Raw genomic sequence first — 18215 nt, forward strand, 5'->3', positions numbered from 1 at the left:
TCGTCGGTGGGAACGATACGTGTGTTATTTCGTTTCCGAAGCATCATTAAGTTCGGATATATGAGCATGGGAGTACTTAACAACCTGAACGGGATCTAGCGTTATCAGGCCTGCATCCACCATTTCATCAAGAAGCGGGAGAAATTTATCAATGTCTTCTTTTGAGTCAACAATTTCCACAACAACGGGCGAATCCTCTGACAAATCCAGGAGATTAGCCGTATGAATTCGAGAGTTAGGCCCATAGCCTTCGAGTGCTCGAATCACGGTCGCACCTGCTAGGCCACTTTCTCTTGCCTTCAAAACAATCTGATGATATAACGGCTTGTGATGCCAATGCACATCTTCTCCAATCATAATGCGAAGACGAATTCCATCACCTACTAAGGGTTTATGTGTGTGACGCATCGTCGATCAACACCCTTCAAAAGGACTCATTGCAGTTTTAATAAAAGATCATCAGGAGGAAATCTTCTTGAGCATAAAGATTTATTTAAGGTAGCAGCATAAAAAATAACACCTCCGTCTAAAGGCAGGTGTCATCAGCTTGATCTCAAGCGGTTGGATAGTGGTCAACACCATGACCATATTAAAGTTACGAGTTGAATTGTACTTCACAATACCATTACTTGACAACATATCATGAAATTTTTTTGTGCATAGCACAAAATACCTCTTATAATTACCTATATACCAAAAAGTTCAACTTGCTAAAGACCTCTCTAGGTTTTCCAAAAGGCCCCGAAATCGATTGGCAACAAGATATCATGCGTTATTCTTTAAATTCGACTTATTTCTCAATGAGACCTTACATCCCACATAGACCTCGCGGGCCCACACTGTTTGAGGAAAATTACCGAGATAATCATAAGGTTGAAAGAAAGACATATCTTATCTTATCCCGCACATATAACGTTATTTACCAAAGATTGCCGCCAATAGCTATTTATGAGGGCTTGTTTCCAGAGAAATTTTGCTGAGCGCACGTGCGTACCCAGTTTCGTCATCAATTTGGGCTTGAGGGATTTTGATTCTGGGGCACGCACTATTCGCGCCAACACAGGTGGATGATGTGAGGTATTCTAAGAATCTGGAGAATATATGGAGAATTATTTGTGATGTTTGTCGGCAGTCATATCAGGAGGTTGAGAAGCGGGGCAAGAGGTGCAGTCCAGGTAAAGCGCTAGAGCCTCAACAATTAATGATTCTTCGTTTGTTCGCAAATCTTGAGCACAGGTAGCCAGTTTATTAGCCAATTCATTCGTTATCGGAATATTCAATCTATAAGTTAAAGGGATAATCACGCCTTGACCACCTCCCTATTGTCTTACAGGCTTCGCACGCAAAATATGGAACCCTTACGAATTATGGACCATATCACACCAGAAGTATAGTCCAGACAAAAAATTTCTCGACAAAATATGCCCCTATTCGGCCATCTTTTGGGCATTTGCACGGTTTCCCGAGCCATTAAAGACTTGGCCCCCGAGGATATGAGGGCCAATCTTTAACGTGTTGGCTCAAAAAGCTCGCAGAACCGCAGGCAATAACGGTAAACGGAAAGACCGAAAGCACAGGAAACCACGGAGTTGTTTTCACAAGTAAGGGAAATATTGCAAATGCGATGCCGGGAGGAAAAAATAAACCTAAAGGCGGTAACATCAAAAAAACAATAATACCTGCCAAGGCGGCAATCAAGGGACCATGAAACCATAGCGCTAACAAACTACCAACGGCTGCACTTAAAGTACCTCCAAGAATAATGGGTCCCGGTTGCGACACCGTTTGCTGCGGCAAAGCCACAATGAGGGTTAACGTGGCTCCAAATGGTGGCACTAGGAATGCAGTCAAATGCCATGGCTGTTGATCTATCAGCCCAAACAAGCCAAGAATCACACCAAACCACACATACGTTTGCCATGGCAACCGAAAAGGATAACGCTGCCAAAACGCCTGTCTCATAAATCCCTGGCCTCACATCTCAGTTTCCTCGCACGTCATAAAACGCCTTAATACAGTACTGAGGTTATGATAACTTCAATATTACCGCTGCTTATTTTTTAAGGTCGTGCTATGGGGCAATCCCGACACACCAGGATGTAAATAAGAACGAATTTGCGCCACAGCAATCCCCACTTCGCCAAATCCTGTCGCGATCAATTTCACTTTCCCGGGATAGTAAACAGCATCGCCAACAGCCCATATCCCCGGCCGACTGGTCAGCATAGAATCCAATGAAACTTTAATGGTTGACCCTTTCAATTCAATTCCCCAACTCTTAACAGGACCTAAATCCGGATGAAATCCTAATCCTCCAATAATGGCGTCCACAGCCAGTTCACTAGGACCCTGTTCATGGTGCTTCACACGCACTCCAGTAACTTGATGGTGTCCAAAGATTTCTTCGACTTCGGCGGGCGTAATTATCGAAATGTTCGGGGCTTCATGCATTTGCCGGACACTGTCTTCTTGCGCCCGAAACTCATTTCGTCGATGCACAATGCTGACTTTATGAGCTTTCTTGGACACAGCCAGCGCCCAATCAACGGCGGTATCTCCTCCCCCCACGACGAGAACGTGTTGCCCAGAAAACGTGTCCAATGGGGGGACAAAGTAGTGAAGTCCCTTACCTTCAAACATTTCGGCCCCTTGTGCAGGTAATCTGCGGGGGGTAAAAGATCCAATACCCACGGCTAATAAAATCGCCCGCGAATAATGCACTCCCCGTGTAGTATGCAAAAGAAAGTTTCCATCATCCAAACTTTCCACGGCCTCCACCGATTCCTTTAACACCACTTCAGGATGCATGCGTTCCATTTGCGCAACCAAATTTAAGGCCAAATCCTTGGCAGCGATTTCGGGGAAGCCTGCCACGTCATAAACCGGTTTTTCAGGATAAAGAGCATATAATTGTCCACCCAATTCGGGTAAACTTTCGATAATTTTGACTTTCATCCCATGCAAACTCGCCAAGGTGGCGCCAAATAGTCCCACGGGCCCTCCGCCGACGATTGTCACATCATATAAGTCCGTATGAACCGCCTCCAAATCATAATTCTTGCGCTAGCCCGCGTCGATACCTATCTAAGTTATCAGTCATTATGGCCGGTTACAGGCTCACGGCAATGATCATCTTCTTTTAGCCGACTATAAGCTGATGATATCAAGGAGAGAATCAACTTGACACTTTAGTTTTTTAATGTAGCGGATTGGCCTCAGATTGGCAAGGGGATGATTTAGGCTTCTTTTGCCGCTTTCATAAAACCCTAGGTTGGTTTGGTTAAAAATGGATTTGTGAAAGAATTATCACGAGATATGTATCTCAAAAACTAAAACCATCAAAGCGGGCAATCCCGCAATTGCCCCAAGAGTAGTCCCATTAGCCTATGTAAAACAATTAAAACCGTTCTAATGGACTTATCCAAGATCGCTCATCGTTGAGCAAATGATCAATCTTTTTGCCACCTTCCTGGTTCATTGTCCCGTCGCTTCTTAGGGCCGAAACCTCGCATCGAATGCAAGGTTCCTATGCCGGTCGTCCACGAGAGGGCACTCCCCAAGCGAGTCACCGAGCATGTCAGCGCATTACGCCAACACGGATGGGCAGCCGCCCATCGAACTCTCGGCCACGGTTTGCAAATTGATCGCGGCATTGATGTCCCGGTCGTGATGCATCCCACACGCTGGGCACGTCCATTCCCGCACCGACAAGGGCATCTGTGCCATGCGATATCCGCACGCGGAGCAGATCTTACTGCTCGGATACCAACGACTCACGACCACGACCGTCTTGCCTCGCTGCGCCGCTTTGTATTCCAGTTGCCGTCGAAACTCACCAAACCCCATGTCGGCGATGGCCCGCGCCAGCTTGTGATTTTTGAGCATTCCGGCCACATGGAGGTCTTCGATGGCCATGACATCGAAGCGGGCTACCAAATCGGTCGTCAGTTTGTGCAGGACATCGGCCCGGATATTCACAATCTGCGCATGGAGCCGAGCGAGACGCCGTTGCGTCTTGACCATGTTCTTCGACCAGGGAATGTGCATCCCTTTCGGAATCGGCTGCCCCGGCTGGAGTCCGGCGCGCGCCTTGGCAACCTCCATCTGACGGCTAAAATGCTGTTGCAATCGGCGAAGTTTCGCTTGTGCGGCGGCATAGGCTTTCGGCCCGACGACTTTCTCCCCGGTGGATAGCGTGGCCAATGCCGAAACGCCCAGGTCCACCCCGACCACCGCTTGGTTTTCGCGGCGAATCCTGGGCGGATCGGGAATCTCAACGGTAACACTCAAGAACCACCGGTCGGCCGTACGGGACACGGTCCCTTCGATCACTCGTCCGAGAAAGCGTAAGGGTTCGCGCAAGCGAACCCAGCCGATGTGCGGCATCCGCACTTTGTGCCCTTGGATTGCAAACTGATCATTGCTCAGCGTAAAACGGTCATGACGGCCTTTCTTCTTAAAGGTCGGATAGTCCGCATGGCCATTCCAGAAATTCTTAAAGGCTTGGCCGAGGTGGATAATCGCCATCTGCGGAGCATTCTTGGTGACCTCCAACATCCAGGGAAACTGCTCCCGCTTCATGGCGTTGAGTTGCTTGCGCAATGCCGGATCGGAGGGTTTTGACCCGGTCGGATCCGCTTTCCAGGCGTCGTATTGCCGCTGCCATTCGGTCAACGCCCAATTGTAAGCAAACCGCGCCGTGCCGGCGGCTTTGCGAAAGTACGTCTCCTGCGCATCGTTGGGATCGAGCGCAATTTTGTGGGCGAGAATCATGACGACGCCTCCTCCACGGCGTGTTTCACGCCGTCTAACCATTTTGGGTTCTTCCGCGATCGATTCCCATCGAGTCGGGCCGAAAAGACCGTGATGATTTCCCAGACATCCTGCGCCCACTCTTCCTCAAAGGTCGTGTCTTCGCCTGGGTTGAGGATCACGACCTCGACTGGCTTCGCTTCACAAATGGCGAACACCCGTTCCGCGCCAAAGCGCAGGAGGCGATCCTTGTGCGTCACGACCAGCCGACCGACCCGGTCGGCGAGGATGTCATTTAAGAGGCGTTTCAGGCCCTGCTTGTGGTCGTTCATTCCCGACCCGAGGTCGGCGATCACCTCAAAGGTCCAGCCTTGGCGAGCACAATAAAGCTCTCGCACTGGCTTTTGCCGGTCGAGATCGTCTTTCTGATCCTGACTCGACACCCGCGCCTAGGCTATGGTTTTGCGCAAGGCGGCGTGACGATGACACGGTTCGGGTCGTATCCGCGCTAAGTCATAACGCCGATAACCACCCGGTGTCCGTTCATCGGGCACCAACGTGCCTTCGCGTTCCCATCGCCGTAAGGTAGATGGGGTCACGCCCAAAAATTCGGTGGCTTCTCGAATGCCCACAAGTTTTCGATTCAGACTCTAATTTTACAATGAAGAATAACCATAGACAAAGTTTTAAGCAACTGTTAAAACCCCTTCACTGGCCATAGTTTTTACCGGTGAAAGGGTTCTCAAATCGCACGTTGATTGTCCCACTTATATCGGCAGAGCTAGAAAAGCGCGCTGGAGGCTTTATATCCGTAACGTAGCAATGATTTTTTTGGGATTTAATAGCAGATCAAGAGCAACATAAATATTCGGTACAAAAATATCGGCAACTTGGAGTACTTTCGCGGCCGTTCCCTCGGGACCGCCTGTCACAATGGACAAATCAGCCCGAGTAAACATTTCGTAATCATTCCAACCGTTTCCTACGGCGACGACACCCCCAACCAGTTGTTCAACAAACCGTGCCTTGTCTTTACCGGTTTTCACAACTTCTACTCGAACAGGCAACGCTTTGAGTGCATTATGAGCCGAGCCGAATGAATCCGCCGTTAAAATGACACAGGGAAGCAAATTTGAAACACGAAACAGCAGGGGGCCTAAATCGGGTAACAAATCGCCTCCATTGGCTAACGTACCATTAAAATCAAAAACGGCATGGGCGAGCTGTAGTTCGCCTTGTCCAGGAATATCAATAGTATACATCGAAACACCCTCTCCTATTTTTCCATTAAGGGATAATTCCTATCAATGCCATGTGTTCAGGGAACATTAGGATATCCTCGCATCATTGGGATGGTGACCCGCCCCTGTCTCTTGACACCTCATCAGGGTATCGGCCAAGGATGGCGATAAAAATTGACCAGGGGCGATTATCACCCGGCAATAGCGGGTCAGCCAGGTATGCCACCAACCTTTATGCTGCCACTTCTTGGCGAGAAATGGTTTCCAGCATCCTTTAATCTCGACAAGATCTTGATAATGCGCATAACATACCGAAAAACGTAAGGCTTGGCGAGCACGAGCCATTTGAACAAGGTATCGACTAAATCGTAACAACAACGCCTTTTCAAAGTGGCATGCGGAGCAAGACGTGTAATCGCCAAAACGGAGAGCAGCAAGAATGTGCGGTACAGGGTGATTCACAGCGTTAAACGACAAAGAATCTGCCCACTGGCATAAATCCATGATATGGCGCGGACACAATGTGCCATCGTTTTTCATACCACCACAGTCAAATCTCGTCAAAAGTTCTTGAAAATGTGTAGCGAGTCCTCTTTGGTGACCCACACATAACACACAGTGATTATCGTCCAAAGCACTTAAAAATAATCGATCCCATTTGGAAGCCACGGTCGTTGGATAAGAATCTTTTCCCCATAACGGTCTGCCCCAAATTTTCCTGAATTTAGAAGACATATCTCTTTTGCTCATTTGTCGTTCACTCGTTCTGAACCCCATCCAGCAAATGATATAGACGAATCCATAGCTTCAATGAGCAACAACCGATTATATTTCGCCACCCGCTCACCACGCTGAGGGGCTCCAGCCTGAATAAAGCGTACTTTGTCTGCTACCGCCGTATCGACCATCATGGTGTCACATGTTTCTCCTGAACGGTGAGAAACAATCGCATCCCATCCGGCCTCATGAGTCATCGCAATGACCTCACGCGTTTCCGTCAAGGTGCCAATTTGATTTAATTGAATTAAAACCGCCGATGCTGTGCTTTCTTTAATGCCACGCTCTACTCGTTCCTTGTTTGTGACAAAAATGTCATCGCCGACAATATTCACATGCTGCGGCATTTCACGCGTCAATTGCTCCCAATCGAACCAGACATCTTCGGATAACCCGTCCTCTATCGAAATGAGCGGATAATCCCTGACCCATGTTTCATACTGGGTAATAAGTTTTTGAGCAGTCCCCTCGTGGCCATACCTTAAATACTGTACGTTCTGAAACAATACACTCGCCGCCACAGCACTCACAGCCAACGATATCCCTAAAATACTGTTTGCTCCCCAATTTTGTTTAGAAACCATTCCATCGCCTGCAATTAACCGGGAATCAACCTCGTCCTGTTGTTCGGGGTCTAGTCCAAGAATAACAGGTCTTATCACGTGGTTCACAAGATGCACCGCCCGCATGACGTCTCCCCGTCGATACATGCCAGACTGATCCCGAATTTCTTGAGCTTCATATCTTCCCGTGGATGCCCCGTGAGGAACGGCAGCTCCACCTTTATGCCCGGTATCTAATCTCACTTCAACATAGAGGGTCGCGTCACCACGGGAATCTAAAATCTGGTAAGCCTGAACATCGGCAATGGCTGCGTAAGACATCCTCGTTTCCTCCCATGCGGATTATTTCAGGGAAGATGAAAAAATAACACCTCCCCGTGAGAAGGTGTTATTAGCGGCTTCTATCCGCATTTCGGCTCACACCAGGGTCAACACCATGACCGACTATGGGAAATATTGTGCCATGGTCTACATTCAGTGGTCAATCTATTTTGTAGAATCCATCACCATAACTAATTCCTATGACGTAGATATTCTTGACGCTAGAAAGCATACCTCCTATACTGAAATCACATCATTAATGTAAATGGGCCATGGAGCTGGCCGTGTAAAATGTCGTTCGCGCGACTAATGGCTCCTGATTATTTCTAATCAGGGGTTTTTTTGTTCCCTGATTCTTGAAAGGGGAATTGTCATGAGCGTAGAACGCATTTCATCTGAATCATGGATTCTACCCATAACGTCCAACGATTGGCTTGAAGAACATCAACTATTTACTTTGACCCCGCATCATTTTCGTCAACTAACCGCTCCCGAATTCACGATGGCAGTGGTCAACCGTCATGGGCGATTGATTGGCACTATTGGGTACCGGGAAGTTTTACAGGAACTTTTAGCTACCGGATCGCAAGTTACACAGAGTTTATGGCCTCCCTTCACCCTAGTTGAAGAATCACAATGGTCCTGGTCAAAACGGATTCAAAATTTTACACCCATTCCTGCCGGACTCTTGATGCGTCCTGCTCCACCCATGTTGACACCACCATGGGATTTGTGGCGCGCTGCAAATATATTGACCACAACTTCTCATGACGTCCTCTGGGCTGTTGATAACCACAAAGTTCCGCAGGGCAAGATTACCATTGCGTCATTGCAGGATCATCCAGAGTGGAACATGCTCCCATGAAGACGCATTGCTAGATATTAACGATCCTCTGTGGAAGTATTACCACAGAGGATCTGAAAACGTTACAAATGCAAATCTTTGTCTGCGTTGTCATCAGGACTTTTTAGGTTGTGTGGCAAATATCTTGGCACCACGCACCTCTTTCATCACAGGCACAATTCGTGCTTAAATCCACTCTAAATCACTTACGGTTCGGTCCGTCACCACATTTCCTGTGTGTTTCGTGGCCTTGGGTTCCAATAACAAAACCTGCACTTCCTCGGCTGCTACCGGCATATGGTCGACACCGCGGGGAATCACCACAAATTCACCTTCTCGTACCGTCAGATTTTGATCTCGCAGTCGAATTTCCAAGGTCCCCTTCACGACCAAAAACATTTCATCCTCCTCGTCGTGTCGATGCCAAACAAATTCTCCTTGCAGCTTGGCTAATTTTACATACATGTCATTGACTTCACCCACAATCTTGGGATGCCACGTTTCTTTAAATAGCCGAAATTTCTCAGACAAATTAACGGGAGATATCATATGTACAAACATCCTTTTCTGTTTAGAGTCTAAGGTAATCGCCAAGACCATTGACCAAAGTTGCAAAATGCACGCACAGAGTCCACCGACAAACAGCGCATTTAGGATGTCTCATTGAGAGGTCCACGGATGATCATCCAATAGTTGCCGGACATGACGGATAATCTCATCACGCAGTGCTCTAAGCCCATTCATGAGTGCCAAAGGATCGACTGGGTTTGACACTTCAGGCCCCGGAATCGACCAATGCACATGATAGGGTCCAGGGGGAGGAACCGGACAGACAGCACGGTTAGGATCACATAAGGTCACGACAACATCAAAATTCGCCATCTCATAAAAAGCCAATGGCATGGGAGCGTGATCCACTAGAGGTATTCCAATTTCTTCGAGAAGCTGTGGCAATTCTGCCCGTACTTGTTTGGCGGGGTTAACTCCGGCACTAAATGCTTCTATATGTTGTCCACCGAACCAGTGGGCGGCCGCTTCGGCAATTTGACTACGAAGCGCATTTTCTCCTCACACAAACAATATTTTCACGGTTCGGGACATTGTGTTCACCCCTTTTGACTAATCCAAATTGATTATACAATAAGAATAGAGTAACGTATGGATAATAAGATACCATACATGACGTCATCAATAACGATAGCAGAGCGTAATGTAAAATAGATTACAGTCACCACGTCTTATCGCATCTACAATGAACATGAATCATTAAGCGTTTTCCAGCTTCATCATTTGCCAGCTTGTTCATCTCTCGCTCGGTATTGTTCGAAACCATGGTCATCCAAAAGGGGAGAACTTCCTATGCCATCTGTCGCTATTTATACCCATCCCGGCTGTCCTGGGGGAGAAGCCGCGGAAATATTTTTTAAACAACGGGGAATCCCCTATCAGATCTATAACATTGCCCAAAATAGCTTAGCCCAACAACGCATGCAGCAATGGGGATACAGAGAAACGCCGATTTTGGTTATTGGAGAACAAATCCTTCACGGATTTGATCCGGTCGCCTTAGAAGAATGGTGGCTTCACAACAAATCTTAAGAAATTATAGTCTTCACCCATTTGGATCTATTGCCGACACACCCGATCAAATAGCGTTAATTCCAGGATTACGGCTTCTAAGCAATCTTCACAAAGTTAAAGAAGCAAGAAGGAGTGATTAACACGTCCTCTAAAGCACTTTTCCCGGTATCTTTGGAAACCATCACCGCAGACACCGTGCTCAAAGCCTATCATGACATTCGAACAACAACGATGACATTAATAATGCCACTCGAAATTGAAGATTATGTAATTCAAAGTTGTCCTGAAGCGAGCCCGCCAAAATGGCATTTAGCACACACGACCTGGTTTTTTGAAACGTTCATTCTCCAACCATTCTGCAACAACTATCTCCCCGGACAAGATGCCTACCGCATGTTATTCAATTCCTATTATGAACAAGTTGGCCCTTATTTCCCGAGAGACCGCCGGGGAACGTTATCTCGTCCGACTGTGCAAGACATCTTACGCTATCGGCAAAACATTGATGAGTGGATTACCCAATGGATTCCCACGTTGTCGATGCCGATTTTAGCTCGGGTTGCTGAGCTTATAGGATGGGGACTCCATCATGAACAACAACATCAAGAACTTTTGATGATGGACATTTTGGCCAATTTTGCGGCTAATCCCCTATTCCCAGCCTATCAGGACCGGCCCTCCATCTCTGACTCAACAATTATCGCTCCGTGGCAATGGCTCGAGATTCCGGAGGGAGTCACGTTTTTGGGTTATGAGGGAAGAGAATTTGCCTATGATAATGAAAAGCCCCGCCACAAAGTCTGGTTAACTCCGGCTCGCATTGCCAATCGTACCGTCACCAATTATGAATTTCTCCAATTCATTTTAGATGGCGGTTATCAAAATCCCACATTATGGCTTTCCGATGGTTGGCATTGGCTTTTGCAACATCACTGGCAACATCCCCGCTATTGGCACAAAATCGACGGCGAATGGTTCGAATTCACTCTCTTGGGTCTTCAACCACTCCAACTCAATGCACCAGTCGTTCATGTCAGTTATTATGAAGCAGACGCTTTCGCCAGGTGGCGAGGTGGACGGCTGCCCACCGAAGCCGAATGGGAATGGGCCGCCACCCATCTTTCAATAACCACCAGCACCTTGCTAGAATCCCAGATTTTTCATCCCGAACCGGTAACAGGACCCTCAGATACGATGCTCGCTGCACTAGGCGGGGTATGGGAATGGACCCAAAGTGCATACAGCCCCTATCCCGGGTATCATGCCCCTGAGGGTGCTTTAGGAGAATACAACGGGAAATTTATGAACGGACAATATGTTCTCCGAGGTGGATGCGCCCTGACCCCCATGACGCATATTCGCACAACCTACCGAAACTTTTTTGCACCGGAATCAACGTGGGCCTTTTCCGGATTACGATTGGCAGGGGATATCCAATGAACCAGGAACGTTCACGTTATCATATTATTGACCGTCAGCCGAAATCCGAAGATATTTTAACAGAAGTGTTAGAAGGCTTATCCCAATGTCCCAAGCGTTTACCCCCAAAATTATTTTACGACGCGCAAGGCTCATTGTTATTCGAAGCGATTACTCAACAGCCTGAATATTATCTCACCCGTGCCGAACAAATGATCTTAGATCACATCCAAGAACCGTTACAGGCCCTAGTCCCTCATCCCGTGACTCTCATCGAATTGGGAAGCGGTAGCGGCGCCAAGACCCGTCAGTTGCTTCGGCATTTGCCCCAAGCCAGCACATATGTTGCGATTGATATTTCATTGGATGCATTACACTCCGCCTTGTCCGCATTGTCTCAAGAGTTTGTGCATCGTCGGTTTATTGGAATAGCGGCCGATTATGGCACGGCGTTCTCACTCCCCCAACATATCGACAAAAATCCCAAGCTGTTGGTTTATTTAGGATCCACATTGGGCAATTTTGATCCCCCTGATGCACAAAGTTTTCTTAAACAATGGGCCAGGACGCTGTCGACTGCCGATGGCCTATTGATTGGCATTGACTTAAAAAAAGACGCGCACACACTCCATCATGCGTATAATGACGCAAAAGGCATTACGGCCGCGTTTAATCGTAATGTCCTGACCCGCATTAACCGCGAGTGCGGCGCAAATTTTCCCGTCGACCATTTTTCCCATCACGCTGAATACCAAGCCGAAAGCGGGCGTATTGCCATGTATTTGGTCAGCCGTTATGCACATCGGGTGAATATTGCTGGGCATGCATTTGCTTTTGAAAAGGGCGAACGCATTCTCACAGAGTACTCCTATAAATACACCGTGACCGAATTTCAAGCCTTGGCGCGTCAAGCGGGATGGATAGCCATTGCCGCCTGGACAGATCCCCGTAATGCTTTTAGTCTTCATTATTTACGTCCCGTTCCGCAGGGACCAAAGGACTGAGCCCATGAAAACGAAATTTGATTATTTGGCAGAAATCAATTTGTTAACAGAGCTGAGTGCAGAGGATATCGCTGCCATTGATGCTCTTGTTCCGATTATGTCCTATCCAGCCAACACGATCATTTACGAACCGGGGGACAAAATCCAACAAATCTTCTTCTTGAAACGTGGCCGGGTTCAATTATTCCAAGTCACTCCCGAAGGAAAACAACTCACATTGACCGTTCTCGGGGATGGGAACATTTTTGGCGAGACCGATTTATTTGCCACCGGAGCAGGAAGTTGTTATGCCAAAACCGTGGCTCCCACCTTGGTTTGTAAAATGGGAAAAGCCGATTTAGCGCGGTTTATGGTGCAACGTCCCCGGATCGCGTTGAAACTGGTAGAAATTCTCTCCCAAGAAATCCGTAAGCTGCAAGCATTAACGACGACGTTAGTCCTTGAAGATGTCAAAACGCGCATTGGATACTTGCTCCTAACGTTATCGGAGCAATTTGGCCAAGAAGAGGATCAGGGATGGGTACGCATCGACTTAAAGCTCACTCACCAGGAAGTTGCTCATTTAATAGGAGCGACCCGTGAATCTGTCAGTCTTGTTCTCAGCGCATTTCCCGACGACACCGTGCAAACAGAACGCGGGGTCATTCGTGTGCAACCCAAACGGTTAGAGAACCTGTTACACACCTGAACGGACCGAACATTGTGCGCACCCTTTTATTGCTTACCCGAAAAACGACGGCTTGAGCTTCCCCAACATTTGAACGCTCAAACTTATTCTCATGACCAACGCGACAGGAATCATCGCATCTCCTGTCGCGTTGATGTTAGGGGTGCTAGGTAAGTAGTGAGTCGTTTTAGGGAATGACAACCCAGCGATTACTCGCGACATGGGGCAATAACCGAAGGATTTTTCCGGATGAAAGGTCCACAACCGCGGTGTCTTTGAGATTTTCCACAGTAACCAGAGCGGTTTTTCCACCGGGTAAAACGGCCAGGCCACTCAACTGGTTGGGCCCTTGCGTGTTGACACGAACGGAGACTTCGCCTAAGTAGCTGTCAGTTAGCGCAGAAAATTTCAAAATATGACCCGAGAATCCTGCAGCATAGACATAGTTCTGGCCCGGGGACACAGCCAGCTGCATAAACCCGGCATTGGCACCAGGAATATCTTGATAGCTGAATGAAGGATCGACTTCGGGGGTCGGAATCTGCTTTATGGCACCCGTCCGAGGATTTAACACCGTCATCACGCCGGTTTTGATGTCCGCGGAAAAAATCTGGCCATGCGCCCATATGAGGTCTCCGGATTGAGGTACCGGAAATTGGCGAACAATGCGACCGGAGGGCAACGCAATTTCTGTAATCATCGAGTCCATATTGCCCCCGACAAAAGCATCATGACCATTAGGTGACACAATTACAGCGTTGCCGCCCACAGAATCTACAAAACGCTGTTTATAGCCTGCGCTAAGCGAATATGCCGCAATCTGGGTAGAAGATAGCTCAAGCACCATGTGGTGATTAGGAGTCACCCGGGCAAGACGTCCCCCCGGCAGAGACGGAAATGTTGCTGTGGGTTTCAAGGTCCCAGAATTCATTACCACTGTTGTACCGGCTTCTGTTGGAATGAAAATTTCATGGCGAGGAATATCATATCCCACGAAAAAGCTGTTGCCTTCAAGGGTACTTGCCGGCGCAAAAGATGCTATGCGTGCAGTGCTTTGTCCAATACTCCAATCCACAATGGTTCCTGGGCCTGGGCCCGAAGGCGGTCCCGAAAATGCACCGATCACTTGTTCCCCGTAAACGGAAGGAGGCTGTACATTAAACGAGAATCCTGTAGTCATCGAAGCCGCCAAAATTAAGGCACCCATACCAGCTTTTATCATCATACGTTACATCCTCTCCTTACTAAGCGTGTTTTTCGTGGAATGGCCGAGATCGGCATCGGAATCTGAGGAATTTGGAAATTTTCTCTGGCTATCTTTCCAAGTCCGTTGGGGCATCAATCCCACCGCTATCCCGATCGCTGCAAAACCCAATACAAACCAGATCCAGTTCATGTGCAGTTCATAATAGACCAGAATAATTCCGCCAAGCCCATACAAACCGCGTGCTCCCCACGTGGCTTTGAGCCACAGATATTTGGCGCCTAGCCCATATGCCACCACCGCAAAGGCTAGTAGCCCATCATGAATAATAGGCCCCACTCCCGAACCAAAGAATTGGTACAGCATAGAACCTCCCTTTTATTCTCGTGCTTTAAATCCCCGTCCTGATCTCCCATGCCTTGCCAAAAATCCGAAAGTTTGTGTAAAAAGGGAGAGCCGGGGGCACTCTCCCTAGCTGGATTCCCATTATTGAGCTATCTGATGACGACTTCGCCCGGCTACAACGGACGTCGAATGTAAAAGGAAGGCCGCAGCGACAATCCCAAACATCATGTGTGCGATAGCAAAAGCCCACGGCGGCATGTGAGAAGCCATTAGCGGATCAATAAGCGGTAACACCGCGAATTGGTTAATGACCCAAATCACGAGCCCGTACACCATTCCCCATACTAATCGCCCCATTCCACCGGGAATACCCAAAATCCTAAAGAGTACCGCTAATACCACACCTAAGACCATTCCCATCATCATGTGGGTCATAAGTCCCAAAATGATGACTCCAAAGGACAAATGCATTGCTGAAGCACCTAACCACACCGCCGCAATAAGTTGGACAGGTGCCCAAAACCCCATGCCACTAAATGCCGAAACCATCATGGCCCACATGGCCATAACCACTGCCCCCACAATTCCCCCCAATATGCCGCGTCTCCATAGTTCTGTGTAATGTGAATTTGTCATGCTTTCCACCTCCTAGGTGGACGATATCATCCGCTGGAGAAATGTTCTGCAAGCTACCTCACATTGGCGACATATTGGAAAAACTCCTTCGGGTTATGGTCAAATCGATTGGGTTAAGACGCCTATAATAGGAGCATAATCATTATAAACTACATAACGTAGTGTAATAAAGGAAAATTGCAACCGTTATTGGACAAAAAAGATTTCTAAATTCTTAACAAGAAAAACAATCACCAATAGTTGCTAATCATACTGGACACGACTTGCGGACAAAGCTCCCCACATGGACACGGCGTACGGAACGCAATATGTCAATCCGGTTTTCACAAACAATTCTGTTGTCCAAGGCCCCGTCCAATATGTACTGCCATGGTTGATCAGGGCGAGAATCGTGCCCACAACCAGCGCCGTTTTTACCCCATTGCGAACCCATGGTCGATAAAGAACGGCATCCCGCCTACAGAGCCACACAACTTGGGAATCTTTGACGGTTCTGTAGCGCACAATAGGACGGCCACACGTGTGGCAAATCATGCTGGTATTCTCTTGATCGGTTTCCACATTTCTCACCTCACTCAACCTAGGACGCTTCTCCTTCCCGACTGCTGTTTGCCAAAACAAATGAAAAACTCCATGCTAGGTGGCTCGCGGCCATCCCCGGCATCCTCTTAAAGGGCCATTCATCAAGGAAGATTGTGCTTGTTCTACATGCAATATCGCAGTAATGACACCCAAATGGGTAAATGCCTGCGGAAAGTTTCCCCAGAATCGTCCGGTAAGAGGGTCATATTCTTCGGCAAAGAGTCCGTGGGGTGTAATCGACAAAAATCGCTCTAACAACCTTCGTGCTTCCGCAATTTGACCAGCCAAGGCCATTGTTCCTATCAACCACGTGCTACAAATTAAAAACGCATGCTCAGATCCAACAATGCCATCATCCATAGCACGGTAACGATATAAGAAAAGACCATCGTTATCTCCAGGCACAGCGAGATACGTCCTTATCGCCGATATCGTCGACAGCATCCGCGGGTCATTGGCAGGAACAATCCCTAACTGGGGTAACAATAGAACGCTCGCATCAAATGTGTCCTTGTTGAAGGTCTGCATAAAGCTCTGTGTATCGGAGCTGTAACCTTCGTGAAGCACCGTCTCACGAATCTCGTTGGCAATACGCTGCCAGCGGTCCAAGGGAGCCGAGAGGTGCCATTTTTGCGCTATTTTTTGGGCACGGTCAAGAGCCACCCAACACTGAGCCTTGCTATACAGAAAGTGCTGGGGCTCCCCGCGCGTTTCCCAAATCCCTTCATCGGGCTCGGTCCAATGTAACGCCGCTTCTTCCGCGAGTTCGGTAAAAAACGGCCACAAATCGGACAAGTCCGTATCGACCTGTTGAAAGTGTTGCCATGCGGCATCCAGTACTTCCCCATACACATCAAATTGCCGCTGCGTGGCGGCCTGGTTTCCAATGCGAACAGGGTGCGCATCTTCATAGCCCTGCCATGTAGGATGCTCCCATTCAAGGACAAGACCTCCAGGCACCACCGGGTGCAATACGAGGCGATCGACGGCGCAACAAGTTAACATCCACCGGAAAAATGCTTGCCCTTCATGGGGATGGCCTAACCATTCCAAAGCCATTAAGGTCATACTGGCATCTCTCAACCAGGAATACCGGTAATCCCAATTGCGCACCCCTCCAGGATCTTCTGGCAGTGATGTCGTAGGCGCTGCCACGATGGCTCCTGTGGGCGCATAAGTCAAGAGTTTCAGTGTCAACGCCGAACGTTCGATATGTTCCGTATAATCGCCATCATCGGGACACATTTGAATCCAATCTTGCCAAAATTTCACTGTATTGTTTAAATCGACGAGTTGTTGCTCCTGCCATCCATCACTATTCTCGTTAGGATCAAGCCCAAAGCTAAATCCGCCGGTTGTACCAGCAACCAATATTAACTCGCTATATGCATCGTTATTGATAGCATGCAAAGGAAAATCGGAAACCAAGTGCCATACGTCGGCGTGATGGGTCCATGCGAAATGAAAGGGTGAGAGTGCTGCCAATTGAGTCGTAACTAATCCATATTCGGGACGAAGTTTCACCGCTACTCGAACATGGGCGATCCCATCGATAACGCGAATACGTCGGTTTAATCGTGGCGATACCGAATCATACGACATCCAATCACGGACAATCCATAATCCCTGGCGAGTACGGACACGTGTTTCGACCACATTGGTATGCGGCCAATACCGCCGCCATACCTCAGCAGGTTCGACAGCGGCAAGTTCAAAGGCCCCTCCATCTTTATCCAAAATCCTTCCAAACACGCTGCCGCTATCAAATTTCGGCAGGCACAACCAATCAATGCTGCCATCAGGACCAATTAAAGCACTCGTGCGCATGTCACCAAGAGCCATGTATTGGTTTATGGGCCAAAACCCGGTGCGGGGCTTTTCAAGTTTTTCATGAGTCCATGCCATACTTTCGGCGTCCTTTCATGAATCCTACTCAATGCCATACTGACAACAGGCCTGTTCAGTAGCCTTCCTACAACATATCATAAAATCACAATTTAATAATGTTATCTATCCTACACGGAGAGATAAAATATATTTGGGTAGCCAAGAAGCAAGCAAGACAAGGGATTGGTCTGTTTCTTAACCTATTTCGCCCCTGCTAACAGTTTCCAACCCATTTACATATTGTGATTTTATGATATATTGGAATTAATGGTGGCTTGGTCCATTCATGGTGATGTATGGTTACGGCGCTAAAAAGGCACGTTACTTTATGAGCCTAGCGAATCTTTTGCAGAACGTAATATCGACCCATGCCATCCCTAAGGACGGCGTAT

Annotated in this window: 18 protein-coding genes, 2 pseudogenes and 1 riboswitch; of the genes and pseudogenes, 5 read left to right on the plus strand and 15 right to left on the minus strand. The window is 48.0% G+C overall.

Annotation, left to right across the window (positions count from 1 at the left end; genetic code table 11):
* Positions 1–24: 24 nt before the first annotated feature.
* From AOA63_RS16365 to AOA63_RS16400, 8 genes and pseudogenes are all read right to left on the minus strand, one after another.
* A complete protein-coding gene (locus tag AOA63_RS16365; RefSeq protein WP_053960867.1) occupies positions 25–408 on the minus strand; it encodes a DUF190 domain-containing protein in 384 nt (127 codons plus the stop codon).
* 118 nt (positions 409–526) lie between these two features.
* Positions 527–595: riboswitch (Fluoride riboswitch) on the minus strand.
* Between the two features lie 875 nt (positions 596–1470).
* On the minus strand, positions 1471–1962 hold the full coding sequence (locus AOA63_RS16370; protein WP_053960868.1) for an HPP family protein: 492 nt from the start codon (positions 1960–1962) through the stop codon (positions 1471–1473).
* Positions 1963–2043: 81 nt separating this feature from the next.
* On the minus strand, positions 2044–3018 hold the full coding sequence (locus AOA63_RS16375; RefSeq protein ID WP_242848395.1) for an NAD(P)/FAD-dependent oxidoreductase: 975 nt from the start codon (positions 3016–3018) through the stop codon (positions 2044–2046).
* Positions 3019–3585: 567 nt separating this feature from the next.
* On the minus strand, positions 3586–4773 hold the full coding sequence (locus AOA63_RS16380) for an RNA-guided endonuclease InsQ/TnpB family protein (protein WP_171822773.1): 1188 nt from the start codon (positions 4771–4773) through the stop codon (positions 3586–3588).
* Positions 4770–5399: pseudogene (locus AOA63_RS16385) on the minus strand (IS607 family transposase). Before AOA63_RS16385 ends, AOA63_RS16380 begins: the two are co-directional and overlap by 4 nt.
* Before the next feature lie 156 nt (positions 5400–5555).
* Positions 5556–6014, minus strand: a complete 459-nt coding sequence (locus AOA63_RS16390; protein ID WP_053960870.1) for an HAD family hydrolase — start codon at positions 6012–6014, stop codon at positions 5556–5558.
* 66 nt (positions 6015–6080) lie between these two features.
* Entirely contained in the window at positions 6081–6662 is a 582-nt protein-coding gene (locus AOA63_RS16395; RefSeq protein ID WP_139061681.1) for a hypothetical protein, read from the minus strand.
* Positions 6663–6739: 77 nt separating this feature from the next.
* Positions 6740–7654, minus strand: a complete 915-nt coding sequence (locus AOA63_RS16400; RefSeq protein WP_053960872.1) for a hypothetical protein — start codon at positions 7652–7654, stop codon at positions 6740–6742.
* 373 nt (positions 7655–8027) lie between these two features.
* On the opposite strand from AOA63_RS16400, the gene AOA63_RS16405 reads away from it, so the two are divergent.
* The gene (locus AOA63_RS16405) at positions 8028–8519 is read left to right on the plus strand and encodes a hypothetical protein (RefSeq protein WP_053960873.1); all 492 of its coding nucleotides are present in this window, start codon (positions 8028–8030) and stop codon (positions 8517–8519) included.
* A gap of 165 nt (positions 8520–8684) precedes the next feature.
* Here the strand turns inward: AOA63_RS16405 and AOA63_RS16410 are convergent, their stop codons facing one another.
* A complete protein-coding gene (locus AOA63_RS16410; protein WP_053960874.1) occupies positions 8685–9047 on the minus strand; it encodes a cupin domain-containing protein in 363 nt (120 codons plus the stop codon).
* A gap of 111 nt (positions 9048–9158) precedes the next feature.
* Positions 9159–9551, minus strand: a pseudogene (locus AOA63_RS16415) (hypothetical protein); the annotation flags it as partial.
* A gap of 306 nt (positions 9552–9857) precedes the next feature.
* Here AOA63_RS16415 and AOA63_RS16420 point away from each other — a divergent pair.
* The 4 genes from AOA63_RS16420 (at position 9858) to AOA63_RS16435 (ending at position 13190) form a co-directional block, all read left to right on the plus strand.
* On the plus strand, positions 9858–10097 hold the full coding sequence (locus tag AOA63_RS16420; protein WP_053960876.1) for a glutaredoxin family protein: 240 nt from the start codon (positions 9858–9860) through the stop codon (positions 10095–10097).
* 114 nt (positions 10098–10211) lie between these two features.
* The gene (gene egtB, locus AOA63_RS16425; RefSeq protein WP_197648417.1) at positions 10212–11519 is read left to right on the plus strand and encodes an ergothioneine biosynthesis protein EgtB; all 1308 of its coding nucleotides are present in this window, start codon (positions 10212–10214) and stop codon (positions 11517–11519) included.
* Positions 11516–12502, plus strand: coding sequence for an L-histidine N(alpha)-methyltransferase (gene egtD, locus AOA63_RS16430; RefSeq protein WP_053960877.1), 987 nt, complete (start codon positions 11516–11518; stop codon positions 12500–12502). The genes egtB and egtD overlap by 4 nt, the downstream gene beginning before the upstream one ends.
* A gap of 4 nt (positions 12503–12506) precedes the next feature.
* Positions 12507–13190, plus strand: a complete 684-nt coding sequence (locus tag AOA63_RS16435) for a Crp/Fnr family transcriptional regulator (RefSeq protein WP_053960878.1) — start codon at positions 12507–12509, stop codon at positions 13188–13190.
* 166 nt (positions 13191–13356) lie between these two features.
* Here AOA63_RS16435 and AOA63_RS16440 read toward each other — a convergent pair whose 3' ends face one another.
* The 5 genes from AOA63_RS16440 to AOA63_RS16460 form a co-directional block, all read right to left on the minus strand.
* A complete protein-coding gene (locus AOA63_RS16440; RefSeq protein WP_053960879.1) occupies positions 13357–14394 on the minus strand; it encodes a YncE family protein in 1038 nt (345 codons plus the stop codon).
* 3 nt (positions 14395–14397) lie between these two features.
* Positions 14398–14739 carry a hypothetical protein gene (locus AOA63_RS16445; protein WP_053960880.1) on the minus strand — a complete coding sequence of 114 codons (342 nt, stop codon included), beginning with the start codon at positions 14737–14739 and terminating at the stop codon, positions 14398–14400.
* Positions 14740–14859: 120 nt separating this feature from the next.
* On the minus strand, positions 14860–15354 hold the full coding sequence (locus AOA63_RS16450; RefSeq protein WP_053960881.1) for a hypothetical protein: 495 nt from the start codon (positions 15352–15354) through the stop codon (positions 14860–14862).
* A gap of 243 nt (positions 15355–15597) precedes the next feature.
* Positions 15598–15924 (minus strand): nitrate/nitrite transporter NrtS, encoded by a 327-nt coding sequence (gene nrtS, locus AOA63_RS16455; RefSeq protein ID WP_242848422.1) that lies wholly within the window; start codon positions 15922–15924, stop codon positions 15598–15600.
* 66 nt (positions 15925–15990) lie between these two features.
* The gene (locus AOA63_RS16460; protein WP_053960882.1) at positions 15991–17841 is read right to left on the minus strand and encodes a glycoside hydrolase family 15 protein; all 1851 of its coding nucleotides are present in this window, start codon (positions 17839–17841) and stop codon (positions 15991–15993) included.
* Between the last annotated feature and the right edge of the window lie 374 nt (positions 17842–18215).

The sequence above is a fragment of the Sulfobacillus thermosulfidooxidans genome (assembly GCF_001280565.1).
Classification (GTDB): domain Bacteria; phylum Bacillota; class Sulfobacillia; order Sulfobacillales; family Sulfobacillaceae; genus Sulfobacillus; species Sulfobacillus thermosulfidooxidans_A.

Excerpts from the sequence above, each read along its gene's own strand:
- AOA63_RS16410 (WP_053960874.1), bottom strand. The coding sequence starts at position 9,047 with ATGATATCTCCCGTTAATTTGTCTGAGAAATTTCGGCTATTTAAAGAA.
- AOA63_RS16460 (WP_053960882.1), bottom strand. The coding sequence starts at position 17,841 with ATGGCATGGACTCATGAAAAACTTGAAAAGCCCCGCACCGGGTTTTGG.
- AOA63_RS16450 (WP_053960881.1), bottom strand. The coding sequence starts at position 15,354 with ATGACAAATTCACATTACACAGAACTATGGAGACGCGGCATATTGGGG.
- AOA63_RS16380 (WP_171822773.1), bottom strand. The coding sequence starts at position 4,773 with ATGATTCTCGCCCACAAAATTGCGCTCGATCCCAACGATGCGCAGGAG.
- AOA63_RS16435 (WP_053960878.1), top strand. The coding sequence starts at position 12,507 with ATGAAAACGAAATTTGATTATTTGGCAGAAATCAATTTGTTAACAGAG.
- AOA63_RS16440 (WP_053960879.1), bottom strand. The coding sequence starts at position 14,394 with ATGATGATAAAAGCTGGTATGGGTGCCTTAATTTTGGCGGCTTCGATG.
- AOA63_RS16420 (WP_053960876.1), top strand. The coding sequence starts at position 9,858 with ATGCCATCTGTCGCTATTTATACCCATCCCGGCTGTCCTGGGGGAGAA.
- AOA63_RS16370 (WP_053960868.1), bottom strand. The coding sequence starts at position 1,962 with ATGAGACAGGCGTTTTGGCAGCGTTATCCTTTTCGGTTGCCATGGCAA.
- egtD (WP_053960877.1), top strand. The coding sequence starts at position 11,516 with ATGAACCAGGAACGTTCACGTTATCATATTATTGACCGTCAGCCGAAA.
- AOA63_RS16390 (WP_053960870.1), bottom strand. The coding sequence starts at position 6,014 with ATGTATACTATTGATATTCCTGGACAAGGCGAACTACAGCTCGCCCAT.
- AOA63_RS16365 (WP_053960867.1), bottom strand. The coding sequence starts at position 408 with ATGCGTCACACACATAAACCCTTAGTAGGTGATGGAATTCGTCTTCGC.
- AOA63_RS16445 (WP_053960880.1), bottom strand. The coding sequence starts at position 14,739 with ATGCTGTACCAATTCTTTGGTTCGGGAGTGGGGCCTATTATTCATGAT.
- AOA63_RS16405 (WP_053960873.1), top strand. The coding sequence starts at position 8,028 with ATGAGCGTAGAACGCATTTCATCTGAATCATGGATTCTACCCATAACG.
- AOA63_RS16400 (WP_053960872.1), bottom strand. The coding sequence starts at position 7,654 with ATGTCTTACGCAGCCATTGCCGATGTTCAGGCTTACCAGATTTTAGAT.